Below are 15,029 nucleotides of genomic sequence, written 5' to 3'. Positions count from 1 at the left end.
TAATCACCACCGGGCGCCCCGTCCGCCACGCGTTACCAGGCGGCGATCACCGCGCCGCCGAATTTGCCCTCGATGAACTGCTTCACCTCGGGCGAGTGATAGGCCGCGACGAGCTTCGCGACCCATGGCTTGCTCCGATCCGCGTCGCGAATCGCGATGATGTTCGCGTAAGGACCGTTCGGCCCCTCGATCGCGATCGCGTCCTGTTTCGGTTTCAAGCCCGCTTCCATTGCGAAGTTCGTGTTGATCGCGGCTGCGTCGACGTCGCCGAGCGAACGCGGGATCTGTGCGGCATCCAGTTCGACGATCTTCAGCTTCTTCGGATTGTCGATGATGTCGAGCGGCGTCGCCTTCAGCCCGGCATCCGCGCGCAGCTTCAGCAGGCCCTGCTTTTGCAGCAACAGCAGCGCGCGGCCGCCATTGGTCGGATCATTCGGGATCGCGACGCGCGCGCCGGGCTTCAGCTCGGCGAGCGTTTTCACGCGCTTCGAGTAGATGCCCATCGGGAACGTCACCGTCTCCGCGACCTTGATCAGCTTGTAGCCGCGATCCTTTACCTGCGCGTCAAGATACGGCGCGTGCTGGTAGCTGTTCGCGTCGAGGTCGCCGGCGGCGAGCGCCGCGTTCGGCTGCACGTAGTCGGAAAATTCGACGATCCGGATGTCGAGGCCGCCCTTCGCCGCGACCTTCTTCACCACCTCCATCACCTGCGCGTGCGGGCCGCCCGTCACGCCGACCTTGATGGTCTCGGCGCGCGCCTGCGCACCCGCGAACAGTGCGGCCGCGCCGAGCGCCGCCGCGAACTTCAGCATGAACCGTCGTTGCATCGTCATTCCCCCAAACACGTCGGATGTCGCTTTACTTGTGGCTGAGCCGTCGCACGAGCCAGTCGCCGAACGACTGCACGATCTGCACGAACACGATCAGGATCGCGACCACCGTCCACATCACTTCCGGCAGGTAGCGCTGGTAGCCGTAGCGGATCCCGAGATCGCCGAGCCCGCCGCCGCCGATCGCGCCCGCCATCGCCGAATAGCCGACGAGCGACACGAACGTGATCGTCAGCCCCGCGACGATGCCCGGCAGCGATTCCGGCAGCAGCACCTTGAACACGATCTGCGACGTCGTCGCGCCCATCGACTGCGCGGCCTCGATCAGCCCGCGGTCCACTTCGCGCAGCGCGGTCTCGACGAGGCGCGCGATGAACGGCGCGGCCGCGAGCGTCAGCGGCACGACTGCCGCCGCGGTGCCGATCGACGAGCCCGTGACGAGCCGCGTGAATGGAATCACCGCGACCAGCAGGATGATGAACGGCGTCGAGCGCACCGCGTTCACGAAGCCGCCGAGCACGCGGTTCACCGAGAGGTTCTGCAACACGCCCTGGCGATCGGTCAGGTACAGCAGCACGCCAAGCGGCAGCCCGACGAGCGCGCCGACCACGCCGGAGATGCCGACCATGATCAGCGTCTCCCAGAACGACTGCACGAACATGTCGAACATTTCACTCAACATACGAAAGCTCCTCCACCACCACGCCTTGCTCGCGCAGGAACGCGAGCGCCTGTCCGACCTTGCCCGGCTCGCCGCCCGCGAGCACCGCGAGCGAACCGAACGCCTGGCCCTGGATCTCGTCGATCTGGCCGTGCAGGATGTTGAAATCGAGCTCGTAGCGGCGGATCGTCTCCGACAGGATCGGCTGGTCGACGCCCGACCCCGTGAACGCGAGGCGCAGCAGGTGGCCGCTGCCCGTCTTGAGGCGCTCGGCGACGCGCGCCTTCAGCGCGGGCGGCAGCTCCTGCGCGATCACGTCGCCGATCAGCGCGCGCGTCACTTCGTGGCGCGGCTGCAGGAACACGTCGATGACCCGGCCTTCCTCGGCCACGCGCCCGGCGTCGAGCACCGCGACGCGATCGCACACCTGCTTGATCACTTCCATCTGGTGCGTGATCAGCACGATCGTCAGACCCAGTTCGCGATTGATGCGCTTCAGCAGGTCGAGGATCGAACGCGTCGTCTCGGGGTCGAGCGCCGACGTCGCCTCGTCGGACAGCAGCACTTTCGGCTGGCTCGCAAGCGCGCGCGCGATGCCGACGCGCTGCTTCTGGCCGCCGCTGATCTGCGCGGGGTAGCGGTCCTTCTGCGCGGACAGCCCGACGAGATCGAGCAGCGGCAGCACCGCGGCCTCGATGTCGGCGCGGCTCGCGCCGGCCAGCTCCAACGGCAGCGCGACGTTGTCGAACACCGTGCGCGACGACAGCAGGTTGAAGTGCTGGAAGATCATGCCGATCTCGCGCCGCGCTTCGCGCAGCTCGCGCGTGGGCAGCAGCGTGAGGTCCCGCCCGCCGACGACGACGTTGCCTTCGGTCGGCCGGGTCAGCAGGTTGATGGTGCGCACGAGCGTGCTCTTGCCCGCGCCGCTGCGGCCGATGATGCCGAACACCTCGCCCTTGGGAATCGTCAGGTTGACGTTGTGCAACGCCTCGACCCAGCCGTTCGGGCCGGGGAAGCGCTGCGACAGATTGCGTAATTCGATCATGTAAACAAAACGGCGGACGGCTGGGGAGCAGGCCCGCCCAGTCGGCCGCCGATGGATCCGGAATAGCCGGCGATTTTACCGCAAACCCCTCATTCCCCTTAATAATCGATTCCGATCTTTTCATAACCAGGCGAAATTAGAGGAAAGCGCTGGCGCGTGGCGACGGCGCGGCGTCTATGATCGGGAGCGCGACGACAAACGATCGAAGGAGACACGCCAGATGACCGCCACCACCACCCCGGCCTCCGCGCCCGCCACTGCGTCATCCGGGTCACCCGCTGCGCACGCGCCGCGGATGGGGCGGCTGCGCACCGCCGACGGGCTGGAGCTGGCGTCGTACCGCTGGCCGGCCGGCGACGGCGCCGCTGCGCCGCGCGCGACGGTCGCGCTCGTGCACGGCCTCGCCGAGCATGCGGGGCGCTACGACGCGCTCGCGGCACGCCTGAACGCGGCCGGCATCGACGTGCTGGCGGTCGACCTGCGCGGGCATGGCCAGTCGCCCGGCAAGCGCGCGTGGGTCGAACGGTTCGACGGCTACCTGAACGATGCCGACGCGCTCGTCGACGAAGCCGCGCGAAGCGGCGCGCCGCTGTTCCTGCTGGGGCACAGCATGGGCGGCGCCGTCGCGGCGCTGTATGCGATCGAGCGCGCGGCGGCGCGCGGCCGCGCGCTCGCGGGCCTCGTGCTGTCGAGCCCGGCGCTCGCGCCGGGCCGCGACGTGCCGCGCTGGATGCTTGCGGCGAGCCGCTTCATCAGCCGCGTGTGGCCGACCTTCCCCGCGATGCGGATCGATGCGGCGCTGCTGTCGCGCGATCCGGCCGTCGTCGCGGCCAATCGCGCCGATCCGCTCGTGCATCACGGCGCGGTGCCCGCGCGCACCGGCGCGGAAATCCTCGACGCCATGGCGCGCATCGAACGGGGCCGCGGCGCGCTGCGCGTGCCGGTGCTCGTCTACCACGGCACCGAGGACAAGCTGACCGAGCCAAACGGCAGCCGCGCATTCGGCGCGCGCGTCGGCTCGCCCGACCGCACGCTCACCCTCTACGAAGGGGGCTTTCACGAAACGATGAACGACCTCGAGCGCGACCGGGTGATCGGCGCGCTGATCGCGTGGCTGCACGCGCGCGCGCCGCTGCGCTGACCGGACGCCCGCGGCGTCAGATGCCGGCCAGCACGCGCAGGTGCGCGACGACGCTGCGCCCGAGCGCGGACAGGTTGTAGCCGCCCTCGAGGCAGCTGACGATGCGGCCCTGCGCGTGACGGCGCGCGATCTCGACGATCTGCGCGGTCAGCCATTCGAAGTCCGCCTCGACGAGACCGAGGCCGCCGATGTCGTCCTCGCGATGCGCGTCGAAGCCCGCGGACACGAACAGCATCTGCGGCTTGAACGCATCGAGGCGCGGCAGCCAGAACATGTCGACCGCCTCGCGGATCGCCATCCCGTTGCTGCGCGCCGGCATCGGCAGGTTGACCATGTTCGGCGCCTGATGCTCGGCGCCCGAGAACGGATACAGCGGGTGCTGGAAGAAGCTGCACATCAGCACGCGCTCGTCGTTCGCGAACGCGGCTTCGGTGCCGTTGCCGTGATGCACGTCGAAGTCGACGATCGCGACGCGCTCGAGGCCGTGCACGTCGAGCGCATGCCGCGCCGCGATCGCGACGTTGTTGAAGAAGCAGAAGCCCATCGCGCGCGCCGGCTCCGCGTGATGGCCGGGCGGCCGCACGCTGCAGAACGCATTGCCGTAGCGCCCCTCGATCACCGCGTCGGTCGCCGCGATCGCGGCGCCGGCCGCGCGCAGCGCCGCGCGCCACGTATTGCGATTCATCAGCGTGTCGGGATCGATCTCGGCATAGCCGTCGGCCGGTGCCATGCCGCGGATGTAGTCGATATGCGCCTGCGTGTGCACGCGCGCGAGCGCCACTTCGCTCGCGAACGGCGCGGCGGTCTCGTGCGCGATCAGGTCGTCGATGCGGCTCGCGATCAGCTGGTCCTGGATCGCCGACAGGCGTGCCGGACACTCCGGATGCCATTCCCCCATCTCGTGCAGCATGCAGTCGGGGTGCGTAAAGAAGGCGGTTGCCATAAGCGTCGTCCGCGGCGCATGCGCGCCGCAGGTCTCCATCAATGAGGTCCATCGTCTGTCGCGAATTCGCCGCTAACTTACCACAACGGGGCGCCGTTTCGCCCCGGCGCGCCGGATGCGTCGGGTATACTGCGCCGAACTCATTTGCCTTGTCCGCCCCGGTTCGTCATGAATTACAAGAAGCCTGCCGCACCCTTCTCCGCGCCGTACCGCGTTCGCCTCCCACTCGTTGCCGTCGCCCTCGCCGCCGCGCTGTCCGCTGCGCCGGCCGGTGCGCAGACGCAGCCGGCGGCGTCCGCCGGCATGCGCGTCGCGCAGGCCCAGCCGCAGCAGCCGGCGCCGCAAGGCCAGACCTTCGAGGAAGAAATCGTCCCGCAGCGTTATGCGAACAACGCGCAGGTCGATGCATTCATCGACGAGATCGCGAGCCGCGACGGCTTCAATCCGGCCAGCCTGCGCGCGCTGTTCGGGCGCGTGAGCTACTCGGCGACCGCGGTCAAGCTCGTGAAGCCCGCGCCGTCGCCGACGGTGAAGAACTGGCGCGTGTATCGCTCCCGCTTCATCGAGCCGATCCGCATCAACGCGGGCGTGAAGTTCTGGAAAGCGAACATGGAGACGCTGCAGCGCGCGTCCGAGGAATTCGGCGTGCCGCCGGAGGTGATCGTCGGCATCATCGGCGTCGAGACGATCTACGGCCGCTACATGGGCAACTTCCGCGTGCTCGACGCGCTGACGACGCTCACCTTCGATTATCCGGACACGCCGAATCGCGACAGCCGCCAGGCGACGTTCCGCAAGAACCTCGAGGACTTCCTCGTCTGGACGCGCGACAGCCAGCTCGACCCGACGACCGTGCTCGGCTCGTACACGGGCGCGATCGGCATCCCGCAGTTCCTGCCGAGCAGCATCCGCGAATACGCGGTCGACTACGAAGGCAACGGCCACGTCGACCTGCGCAACAGCCCGGCCGACGCGATCGGCAGCGTCGCGAACTACCTGAAGCAGCACGGCTGGGAAAACAATCGCCCGGTGGTCTGGCAGATCGCGCCCGACATCGGCAGCCAGGGCATCGCGCAGGCCGCCGCGGACGGGCAGCCGGAACCGCACTGGGCGCTGTCGCAGCTGTTGCGCGCGGGCCTGACGCTCAACGAGCCGGCGATCGATATCGCTGCCGAGGCGGACACGCCGGTCACCGTGGTCGATCTGCCGTCGCCGGGACGCGCGACCGAATACCTGCTCGGCCTCAAGAATTTCTACGTGCTGACGCGCTACAACCGCAGCTTCTTCTATGCGCTCGCGGTCTACCAGCTCGGCGAGAGCGTGAAGGCGCAGATGGAAGCGACCGGCGCGCTCAGGCCCGCCGCCGCGAACCCGCCACAGGCCGCGCAGTAAGCGCTCCGGCCATCAGCAAGAAGCCCCGCGATCGCGGGGCTTCTTCGTTTGATGCGTCCGGTCTCGCTTAAGCGGGAAATACGCCCGTCGACAGATAGCGGTCGCCGCGGTCGCAGATGATGAATACGATCGTCGCGTTCTCGACCTGGCGCGCGATGCGCATCGCGACCTCGCACGCGCCGCCCGACGAAATGCCGGCGAAGATGCCTTCGACGGCCGCAAGCTTGCGCGCCATCGCTTCGGACGCCGCTTGGCCCACGTTCTCGACGCGGTCGACGCGGCTGCGATCGAAAATCTTCGGCAGATAGGCTTCCGGCCACTTGCGGATGCCCGGTATGCGCGAGCCCTCTTCCGGTTGCGCGCCGACGATCTCGATCTTCGGGTTCTGCTCCTTCAGATACTGCGACACGCCCATGATCGTGCCGGTCGTGCCCATCGCCGACACGAAGTGCGTGATGCGGCCTTCGGTGTCGCGCCAGATTTCCGGGCCCGTCGCTTCATAGTGTGCGAGCGGGTTGTCCAGGTTCGCGAACTGGTCGAGGATCACGCCCTTGCCTTCACGCTGCATCTGCTCCGCGAGATCGCGCGCCAGCTCCATCCCGCCCTTGACCGGCGTGAGGATGATTTCCGCGCCATAGGCCGCCATGCTCTGGCGGCGTTCGACCGACAGGTCCTCCGGCATGATCAGCACCATCTTGTAGCCGCGGATCGCCGCGGCCATCGCGAGCGCGATGCCCGTGTTGCCGCTCGTCGCCTCGATCAGCGTATCGCCCGCCTTGATACGGCCACGCGCCTCGGCCTTGCGGATCATCGACAGCGCCGGGCGGTCCTTCACGGACCCCGCCGGGTTGTTGCCTTCCAGCTTCGCGAGAATCACGTTGTTGCGCGCGCGAATCTCGTCGTCCGGCAGGCGGACCAGTTGCACCAGCGGCGTGTTGCCGATCGTGTCTTCGATAGTTTTGTAAGCCATGGAGGTACCGTGAATGCGAGGCCGATCAATCGGTGGATTTTAAACCAGCGCAGAAGTGCGCGCCGCCTACCCCCTTTGCAGCGATGGATACCAGCGCCGGACCGGCATGAGCGCGCAGGCGGGACGTCGTCCACGCAAAAAACCCGCGGCATGCCGCGGGAACCCGTCGCAATGACGGCCTGAAGGAACCGTTTCACCGGGCTCGCGAACCCGACCCCGGGTGCGCTATTTCTGGGCGGTGCGCGCCGCGGCCGGTTTGGCCGGCGCCGGCGCGGCCGCCGGCTTGGCGGCCGCAGGTGTGGCGCCTGCGCCGGCCGCGCCGACCGTCAGCCCTTCGCGCTGCAGCCGCTCGACCGTGTGACCACCCATGCCCTTCACGCGCGCCGCGAGGTCGTCGGCGTTCTTGAACGGACCGTGCGCGCTGCGTTCGTCGAGGATCGCCTTGGCTCTCGCGGGCCCGATGCCCTTGATGCCGATGAGCGCATCCTCGCCCGCGGTATTGACGTCGACAGCCGCCCACGCCGACGCGATCGCGCCGAGCAGGGCCGCCGCAGCGAACCATTGCTTGATCATGTTCCGGATCTCCAAGTAAAAACGGCCGGCGGCCGCCGACCGTGAGACCCAGTCTAAGGATTCGACGCGCCGGCTTAAACCTGGCCGGACAGCCAACGTACGTAGCGGTCGACGCCTTCCTGCACCGTCAGGAACGGCGCATCGTAGCCGGCCGCGCGCAGCTTCGTCTGGTCCGCCTGCGTGTAGCACTGGTACTTGCCGCGCAGCGCGTCCGGGAACGGCACGTATTCGATCAGGCCCTGCTCGACCTGCTGCGCAAGCGTCAGCGGCGGCAGGTTGTCGAGCGCACGCAGCGTGTTGACCACCGACGTCGCGACGTCGTTGAACGGCTGTGCGCGGCCCGTGCCGAGGTTGAAGATGCCCGACTTCTCCGGATGATCGAAGAAGAACAGGTTGACCTTCGCGACGTCCTCGACCGACACGAAGTCGCGCGTCTGCTCGCCCGGCGCGTAGCCGTTGTATTCGCCGAACAGCTTGACCTTGCCTTCCGCGCGGAACTGGTTGAAGTTGTGGAACGCGACCGACGCCATGCGGCCCTTGTGCGTCTCGCGCGGGCCGTACACGTTGAAGTAGCGGAAGCCGGCGATCTGGCTCTTCGCGCTCGGCAGCACGCGGCGGACCACCTGGTCGAACAGGAACTTCGAGTAGCCGTAGACGTTGAGCGGCGCCTCGACCTCGCGCTCCTCGACGAAGCGCGTCGAGCCGCCGTAGGTCGCCGCCGACGACGCGTACAGGAACTGCGCGCCCTGTGCGAGGCACGCGTCGAGCACCGCGCGGCTGTAGCGGAAGTTGTTGTCCATCATGTAGCGGCCGTCGTGTTCCATCGTGTCGGAACACGCGCCTTCGTGGAACACCGCGCGCACCTTGCCGAAATCGCCGCGCGCGAAGCGCTCGACGAATTCGGTCTTGTCGAGATAGTCGTCGATCTCGCAATCGACGAGGTTCCGGAACTTCTCGGCGCGCGTCAGATTGTCGACGGCGATGATGCGCGTCTCGCCGCGCTCGTTGAGCGCCTTGACGAGATTCGCGCCGATGAAACCGGCTGCGCCGGTGACGATGAGGGTCATGATCGTCCTGCCTGAAAAGAGAAATGAGGCCGCACGCCGCGCGTTCGTCGCACCGCGCGCCCGCGCTCAATGAAACAGTTCGTCGTAGTCGACCGTGGCCGTACCCAGCTTGCCGACCACGATCCCCGCCGCGCGATTTGCCAGCACGACCGCGTCGACGAGCGGCACGCCCGCGCCGAGCATCGTCGCGACCGTCGCGATCACCGTATCGCCCGCGCCGGACACGTCGAACACTTCGCGCGCCAGCGCCGGCGCGTGCAGCTCGCCCGCGTCGGAGAACAGCGTCATGCCCTCCTCCGAACGCGTGAGCAGGAGCGCGTCGATGCCCAGCGACGCACGCAGCTTCGCGACCCGGTCGCGCAGGTCGTCTTCCGACTTCCATTGCCCGACGACCTCGCGCAGCTCGGCACGATTCGGCGTGATCAGCGATGCGCCGCGATACCGCTCCCAGTCGTCGCCTTTCGGATCGACGAGCACGGGCTTGCCGGCCGCGCGCGCCTTCGCGATCATCGTCGTCACGTGCGTGAGGCCGCCCTTCGCGTAATCCGACATCAGGATCACGTCGTGCTGCGGCAGCAGCGCGTCGAAACGCGCGAGGCCCGCCAGCAGCACCTCGTGGGTCGGCGTCGCCTCGAAATCGACGCGCAGCAGCTGCTGCTGGCGTGCGAGCACGCGCAGCTTGATCGTCGTCGGCAACGACGGGTCGCGCTCGAGATGCGGCGTCACGCCGCTCGTGCCGAGCAGCTCGACGATCCGCTCGCCCGGCTCGTCGCAGCCGACCACGCACAGGAGCCCCGCCTGGCCGCCGAGCGTCACCGCGTTGCGCGCGACGTTCGCCGCGCCGCCGAGCCGCTCTTCCTGGCGCTGCACGTGCACGACCGGCACCGGCGCCTCGGGCGAAATGCGGTCGACGTTGCCGAACCAGTAGCGATCGAGCATCACGTCGCCGACGACCAGCACACGCGAGCCCGCCAGTTGTTCGCGCGGCACCGGGGCCGCTTCGCGCGGGGCGCTCATCGTCGGATCATCCACGGGAGCCAGCCTGGGGGTCGACATGGGGACGTCCGATCGCGTAGTAATCGATGCCGAGCTCGGCCATTGCTTCCGGCTCGTACAGGTTGCGGCCGTCGAAAATCACCGGCGCCTTCAGCTCCGCCTTGAGCCGGTTGAAGTCGGGGCTCCTGAATTCCTTCCATTCGGTCACGATCACGAGCGCGTCCGCGCCCGTCACCGCCACGTCCTGCGTGTCGACGAAGTGCAGGCGCGACAGCGCGTCGGAACCCGCGCCGAGATCCAGCGCGAACACGCGGCGCGCCTCGTCGATCGCGACCGGATCGTACGCGCGCACCGTCGCGCCGCGCTCGAGCAGCTCGGCGATCAGGCGGCGGCTCGGCGCCTCGCGCATGTCGTCGGTGTTCGGCTTGAACGCGAGGCCCCAGACCGCGAACTCGCGGCCGGTCAGATCCGCGCCGAAGCGGTGCTCGATCTTGCCGAGCAGCACGGCCTTCTGCGCGTGGTTCGCCTCCTCGACTGCCTCGAGAATGCGCAGCGGCTGGCCGTTTTCGCTCGCGGTGCGGATCAGCGCCTGCACGTCCTTCGGGAAGCACGAGCCGCCGTAGCCGACGCCCGCATACAGGAAGTGATAGCCGATGCGCGGATCGGAGCCGATTCCGCGGCGCACGGCCTCGATGTCGGCGCCGACCTTGTCGGCCAGGTTCGACATCTCGTTCATGAACGAGATGCGCGTCGCGAGCATCGCGTTCGCCGCGTACTTCGCGAATTCCGCCGAACGCACGTCCATGTAGATCGTGCGCTCGTGGTTGCGGTTGAACGGCGCGTAGAGCTTCTTCATCTTCTCGCGCGCGATCTCGCCCGTCTCGTCGCCGTCGACGCCGATGATGATCCGGTCCGGACGCATGAAGTCCTCGACCGCCGCGCCTTCCTTCAGGAATTCCGGATTCGACACGACCGAGAACCGGTGCGCGACGCTGCCCGCCAGGCCGCGTGCGGCCAGCGCCTCGTCGACCACGCCGCGCACGCGCTGCGCGGTGCCGACCGGCACGGTCGACTTGTCGACGATCACCTTGAAGCCGGTCATGTGGCGGCCGATGTTGCGCGCCGCCTCGAGCACGTATTGCAGGTCGGCCGAGCCGTCCTCGTCGGGCGGCGTGCCGACCGCGATGAACTGGATCTCGCCGTGCGCGACGCTCGCCTCGACGTCGGTCGAGAAGCGCAGCCGTCCGGCCGCGCGGTTGCGGGCGATGATGTCCAGCAGGCCGGGTTCGTGAATCGGCATGCCGCCGTTGTTCAGGATGTCGATCTTGCGCGGATCGACGTCGAGGCAGAAGACGTCGTGGCCGATCTCAGCCAGGCACGAACCCGTGACGAGACCGACGTAACCGGTGCCGATGATGGTGATTTTCATAGATGTTCCGGTGATGGTTCCCGGTGATTGACTAACTTGGCCGCCGGGCCGCGCCCGGCGGCGTCCGCATCGCGTTCGCCCAGCCGGCCTCGATCAGTTCGGCACGGCAGGTTCGACGCGACGCGGCGCATAGGTTTCCCAGCCGCTGCATCCGGGGCATTGCCAGTAGAAGAGCCGCGCCCGGAAACCGCAATTCTGGCACGTATACCGTGGCAGATTCTTGGTGCGCTGCTTGATCAGCGCACGCATCATTTCAAGTTCCTTACGGCGCGCTTCGTCGGCCGTCGCGATCTGCGCGTCGAGCAGGTGCAGCATGCCCGACAGGTTCGGCGACTTTTCCATCTGCGTGCGCGCGAGCAGATGCGCGGCATCCTGGCCGCGCAGTCCGGCAATGTGCTGGTACGCGGTGTCGAGCAGGTCGTTCGACGGGTAGCGGTCGACATAGTCCATCAGCAGCTCGGCGCCCTCGCCGGCCCGGTCGAGCGCGACATAAGCCTTCATCAGCTTGTCCGCGACGAGCGGCAGGTAGGCCGGGTTCTGCGACTCGACGCGCTTCCAGTGGTCGATCGCGTCCGCATGGTCGCCGGCCGCCGCCGCGGCGTCGCCGGACAGGATCGTCGCGCGGACGTTCTGCGGATTCGCGGCCAGCGCGAGCCGCAGCTGCTCCGTGGCAGCCGCCGCGTTCTTGCGTTGCAGCGCCTCCTGCGCGAGCTCGCAGTGGAACTGCGCGATCTCGGTGCCGAGAGAACCCGCGCCCATCGACTCGATGCGCTTCGCGGTTTCGATCGACTTGTTCCAGTCCTTCTCGATCTCGTAGATCGTCAGGAGCGCACGCTGCGCGCCGAGTGCACGGTCGCCATCGACCAGCATGTGGAAGGTTTCTTCCGCGCGATCGAGCAGGCCGGCCTTCAGGAAGTCCTGGCCGAGCTCGTACAGCGCGTGGTCGCGTTCGTTGACGGGCAGGTCGGTGCGGCTCAGCAGGTTCTGGTGCACGCGAATCGCGCGATCCGTTTCGCCGCGACGACGGAACAGGTTGCCGAGCGCGAAGTGCAGCTCGACCGTTTCGGGGTCGAGCTTCGCGACCTCGATGAACGCGTCGATCGCCTTGTCGGGTTGTTCGTTCAGCAGAAAATTCAGGCCGCGGAAATACGAGCGCGGCAGGTTCGCGCTCTCCGACAGGAGACTCTTCAGGTCATAGCGTGACGCCACCCAGCCGAGTGCGAATGCGACCGGAATCGCGAGCAACCACCAGAAATCCAGATCCATGCGAAATATCGAAGCGGAAACGAAAACCGCGCAGCCTTCGCGCGGCTTGAAAGGTCGTTAAATGACCGGCGGCATCGGCGGTTGGTCGATGACGGCCGGAGTTTCGCGCGCCGCGCGCAGATCGCGCTTCAGGCGCCCGTTCTCGACGCGCATGCGGAAGATCGCGGGCACCGCGGACAGCAGGCCGGCAATCAGTCCGACGCCGAAGAAAGCGAGGCCGATCAGGATCAGCGGAGCTTGCCATGCGTAGCCGGCGAGGAAATTCAGCGTCGCGGTTTGCGTATTGGCCAGCGCGAGCACCAGCAACAGCACGAACACCAATACCCGGATCAGCCAGACGATAAATTTCATGAAGCCCTCTCGATGATTGAGATTTCGCCGCGGCGCACGCGACTCCCCTTCGCCGCGCCGAATCGACCCGTATTGTAAAGGATGCGTTTCTGCGTCAGCGCATCCGATGCATGCACGCGCCCGCGCGCATCAGACACGTGCCGCAAAAATAAAAAAAGCGCCCGCAAGGGGCGCTCTTCTTCAGCCTTTGCCGGATGGGTTCCGGGCGGGCCGGGCGACGTTCAGCGATCGTCGTCCGGCTCGTCGGCCTTCAGCGGCTCACCGGCGCGGCCGTCGACGCGTTCGCGCAACTCCTTGCCGGGCTTGAAGTGCGGCACGAACTTCTCGGGCACCTGCACTTTTTCCCCCGACTTCGGGTTGCGACCGACGCGGGCCGGGCGACGGTTGAGACCGAAGCTGCCGAAACCCCGAATTTCGATGCGATGCCCTTTGGACAGAGCATCGGACATCGCATCGAGCATCGTTTTCACCGCGAAATCCGCATCCTTGAGGACAAGTTGCGGAAATCGCGATGCCAGCTGCGCGACCAACTCGGATTTGGTCATACTTCAGCAGACCTCGTAAGGCTTACTGGTTCTGGCCGTCGAGCTTGGCCTTCAGCAGCGCGCCGAGGTTGGTCGTGCCCGTCGCGGCAGAGCTGGTGTCGGCTTGCAGGCCGCGGATCGCTTCCTGCTGCTCGGCCGAATCCTTCGCCTTGATCGACAGGTTGATGCCGCGCGACTTGCGATCGATGTTGATCACCATCGCGTTGACCTTGTCGCCTTCCTTCAGCACGTTGCGTGCATCTTCGACGCGATCCTGCGAGATTTCCGACGCACGCAGGTAGCCTTCGATGTCGCCCGTCAGCGTGATGACCGCGCCCTTCGCGTCGACCGACTTCACCACGCCGTCAACGATCGAGCCCTTGTCGTTCATTGCAACGTAGTTGCTGAACGGGTCGCCTTCGAGCTGCTTGATGCCGAGCGAAATGCGCTCCTTCTCGACGTCGATGCCGAGCACGATTGCCTCGACTTCGTCGCCCTTCTTGTACTTGCGAACCGCTTCTTCGCCAGCTTCGCTCCACGACAGGTCCGACAGGTGGACCAGGCCGTCGATGCCGCCCGGCAGACCGATGAACACGCCGAAGTCGGTGATCGACTTGATTGCGCCCGTGATCTTGTCGCCCTTCTTGAAGTTGCGGCTGAAGTCATCCCACGGATTCGGCTTGCACTGCTTCATGCCGAGGCTGATACGACGACGGTCTTCGTCGATCTCGAGGACCATGACTTCGACTTCGTCGCCCAGCTGGACAACCTTCGACGGAGCGACGTTCTTGTTCGTCCAGTCCATTTCCGACACGTGGACCAGGCCTTCGATGCCCGATTCCACTTCGACGAATGCGCCGTAGTCGGTGATGTTCGTGACCTTGCCGAACAGGCGGGTGCCCGACGGGTAGCGGCGCGAGATGCCTTCCCACGGATCGTCGCCCAGCTGCTTGATGCCCAGCGAGACGCGGTTCTTCTCTTGGTCGAACTTGAGGATCTTCGCGGTGACTTCCTGGCCAACCGACAGGACTTCGCTCGGGTGACGCACGCGGCGCCATGCGATGTCGGTGATGTGCAGCAGGCCGTCGATGCCGCCGAGGTCCACGAACGCGCCGTAGTCGGTGATGTTCTTGACCACGCCGTTGACGATCGCGCCTTCCTTCAGCGTCTCGAGCAGCTTCGCGCGCTCTTCGCCCTGGGTCGCTTCGATCACTGCGCGGCGCGACAGCACGACGTTGTTACGCTTGCGGTCGAGCTTGATGACGCGGAACTCGAGCGTCTTGCCTTCGTACGGAGTCGTGTCCTTGACCGGACGGGTGTCGACCAGCGAACCCGGCAGGAACGCGCGGATGCCGTTGACCATCACGGTCATGCCGCCCTTCACCTTGCCGGTGATCGTGCCGGTGACGAGTTCGTTGTTGTCGAGTGCCTTTTCCAGCGACAGCCACGATGCAAGGCGCTTCGCCTTGTCGCGCGACAGGATTGTGTCGCCGTAGCCGTTTTCGAGCGCGTCGATCGCGACGGACACGAAATCGCCCGCCTGCACCTCAACCTCGCCCTGATCGTTCAGGAATTCCTCGATCGGAATGTAAGCCTCGGACTTCAGGCCTGCATTGACGACCACGAAGTTGTGGTCGACGCGCACGACTTCGGCGGAGATCACTTCGCCGGCGCGCATGTCTTGGCGGGTCAGCGACTCTTCGAACAGAGCCGCAAAGGATTCGGTATTCGGGTTGGAGGTTTGCAGGTCGGACATAAAAATCGGATTGTGCGTGGAACGCAGGGCCGCGCCGGCCGGAATGGTCGGCTATGAGGGCCAGAGCGAAAGCCACACGGGGTTA

General features: G+C 66.8%; 15 protein-coding genes. 2 read left to right on the top strand and 13 right to left on the bottom strand.

Features of this window, described 5'->3' with window-relative positions; genetic code table 11:
- Nucleotides 1-32 precede the first annotated feature (32 nt).
- The 3 genes from KY49_RS03830 to KY49_RS03820 are packed head-to-tail and all read right to left on the bottom strand — an operon-like array spanning nucleotide 33 to nucleotide 2,536.
- Nucleotides 33-827, bottom strand: coding sequence for a MetQ/NlpA family ABC transporter substrate-binding protein (locus KY49_RS03830; protein ID WP_042584546.1), 795 nt, complete (start codon nucleotides 825-827; stop codon nucleotides 33-35).
- Between the two features lie 31 nt (nucleotides 828-858).
- On the bottom strand, nucleotides 859-1,512 hold the full coding sequence (locus KY49_RS03825; protein ID WP_010091758.1) for a methionine ABC transporter permease: 654 nt from the start codon (nucleotides 1,510-1,512) through the stop codon (nucleotides 859-861).
- Nucleotides 1,502-2,536: a methionine ABC transporter ATP-binding protein gene (locus tag KY49_RS03820; RefSeq protein ID WP_042583426.1), complete on the bottom strand. Its 1,035-nt coding sequence runs from the start codon at nucleotides 2,534-2,536 to the stop codon at nucleotides 1,502-1,504. Before KY49_RS03820 ends, KY49_RS03825 begins: the two co-directional genes overlap by 11 nt.
- 220 nt (nucleotides 2,537-2,756) lie before the next feature.
- On the opposite strand from KY49_RS03820, the gene KY49_RS03815 reads away from it, so the two are divergent.
- The gene (locus tag KY49_RS03815) at nucleotides 2,757-3,677 is read left to right on the top strand and encodes an alpha/beta hydrolase (RefSeq protein ID WP_042583425.1); all 921 of its coding nucleotides are present in this window, start codon (nucleotides 2,757-2,759) and stop codon (nucleotides 3,675-3,677) included.
- 16 nt (nucleotides 3,678-3,693) lie between these two features.
- Here the strand turns inward: KY49_RS03815 and KY49_RS03810 are convergent, their stop codons facing one another.
- Complete coding sequence (locus tag KY49_RS03810; RefSeq protein ID WP_042584545.1) at nucleotides 3,694-4,620, bottom strand: histone deacetylase family protein; 927 nt, start codon at nucleotides 4,618-4,620, stop codon at nucleotides 3,694-3,696.
- A gap of 168 nt (nucleotides 4,621-4,788) precedes the next feature.
- Here KY49_RS03810 and mltB point away from each other — a divergent pair, with 168 nt between their 5' ends.
- Nucleotides 4,789-6,012, top strand: a complete 1,224-nt coding sequence (gene mltB, locus KY49_RS03805; protein ID WP_042583424.1) for a lytic murein transglycosylase B — start codon at nucleotides 4,789-4,791, stop codon at nucleotides 6,010-6,012.
- 67 nt (nucleotides 6,013-6,079) lie between these two features.
- Here the strand turns inward: mltB and cysM are convergent, their stop codons facing one another.
- From cysM to rpsA, 9 genes are all read right to left on the bottom strand, one after another.
- Entirely contained in the window at nucleotides 6,080-6,982 is a 903-nt protein-coding gene (cysM, locus tag KY49_RS03800; RefSeq protein ID WP_042583423.1) for a cysteine synthase CysM, read from the bottom strand.
- A gap of 225 nt (nucleotides 6,983-7,207) precedes the next feature.
- Nucleotides 7,208-7,555, bottom strand: a complete 348-nt coding sequence (locus tag KY49_RS03795; RefSeq protein ID WP_042583422.1) for a ComEA family DNA-binding protein — start codon at nucleotides 7,553-7,555, stop codon at nucleotides 7,208-7,210.
- 74 nt (nucleotides 7,556-7,629) lie between these two features.
- On the bottom strand, nucleotides 7,630-8,622 hold the full coding sequence (gene rfaD / locus KY49_RS03790) for an ADP-glyceromanno-heptose 6-epimerase (RefSeq protein ID WP_042583421.1): 993 nt from the start codon (nucleotides 8,620-8,622) through the stop codon (nucleotides 7,630-7,632).
- A 66-nt stretch (nucleotides 8,623-8,688) separates the two neighbouring features.
- The gene (rfaE1, locus tag KY49_RS03785; protein ID WP_042584544.1) at nucleotides 8,689-9,639 is read right to left on the bottom strand and encodes a D-glycero-beta-D-manno-heptose-7-phosphate kinase; all 951 of its coding nucleotides are present in this window, start codon (nucleotides 9,637-9,639) and stop codon (nucleotides 8,689-8,691) included.
- 7 nt (nucleotides 9,640-9,646) lie between these two features.
- Nucleotides 9,647-11,047, bottom strand: coding sequence for a UDP-glucose dehydrogenase family protein (locus tag KY49_RS03780; RefSeq protein ID WP_042583420.1), 1,401 nt, complete (start codon nucleotides 11,045-11,047; stop codon nucleotides 9,647-9,649).
- A 93-nt stretch (nucleotides 11,048-11,140) separates the two neighbouring features.
- A complete protein-coding gene (gene lapB / locus KY49_RS03775; protein WP_042583419.1) occupies nucleotides 11,141-12,313 on the bottom strand; it encodes a lipopolysaccharide assembly protein LapB in 1,173 nt (390 codons plus the stop codon).
- A gap of 57 nt (nucleotides 12,314-12,370) precedes the next feature.
- Nucleotides 12,371-12,664, bottom strand: coding sequence for a LapA family protein (locus tag KY49_RS03770; RefSeq protein WP_010091746.1), 294 nt, complete (start codon nucleotides 12,662-12,664; stop codon nucleotides 12,371-12,373).
- A 221-nt stretch (nucleotides 12,665-12,885) separates the two neighbouring features.
- On the bottom strand, nucleotides 12,886-13,209 hold the full coding sequence (locus tag KY49_RS03765; protein ID WP_010091745.1) for an integration host factor subunit beta: 324 nt from the start codon (nucleotides 13,207-13,209) through the stop codon (nucleotides 12,886-12,888).
- A 22-nt stretch (nucleotides 13,210-13,231) separates the two neighbouring features.
- On the bottom strand, nucleotides 13,232-14,944 hold the full coding sequence (gene rpsA / locus KY49_RS03760) for a 30S ribosomal protein S1 (RefSeq protein WP_010091744.1): 1,713 nt from the start codon (nucleotides 14,942-14,944) through the stop codon (nucleotides 13,232-13,234).
- Nucleotides 14,945-15,029 lie beyond the last annotated feature (85 nt).

The organism is Burkholderia sp. MSHR3999 (assembly GCF_000833595.1).
In the GTDB taxonomy this organism is placed as follows: domain Bacteria; phylum Pseudomonadota; class Gammaproteobacteria; order Burkholderiales; family Burkholderiaceae; genus Burkholderia; species Burkholderia ubonensis.
Note: the sequence above shows the minus strand (reverse complement) of the source record. Positions and strands in the feature narration are given on the sequence as shown.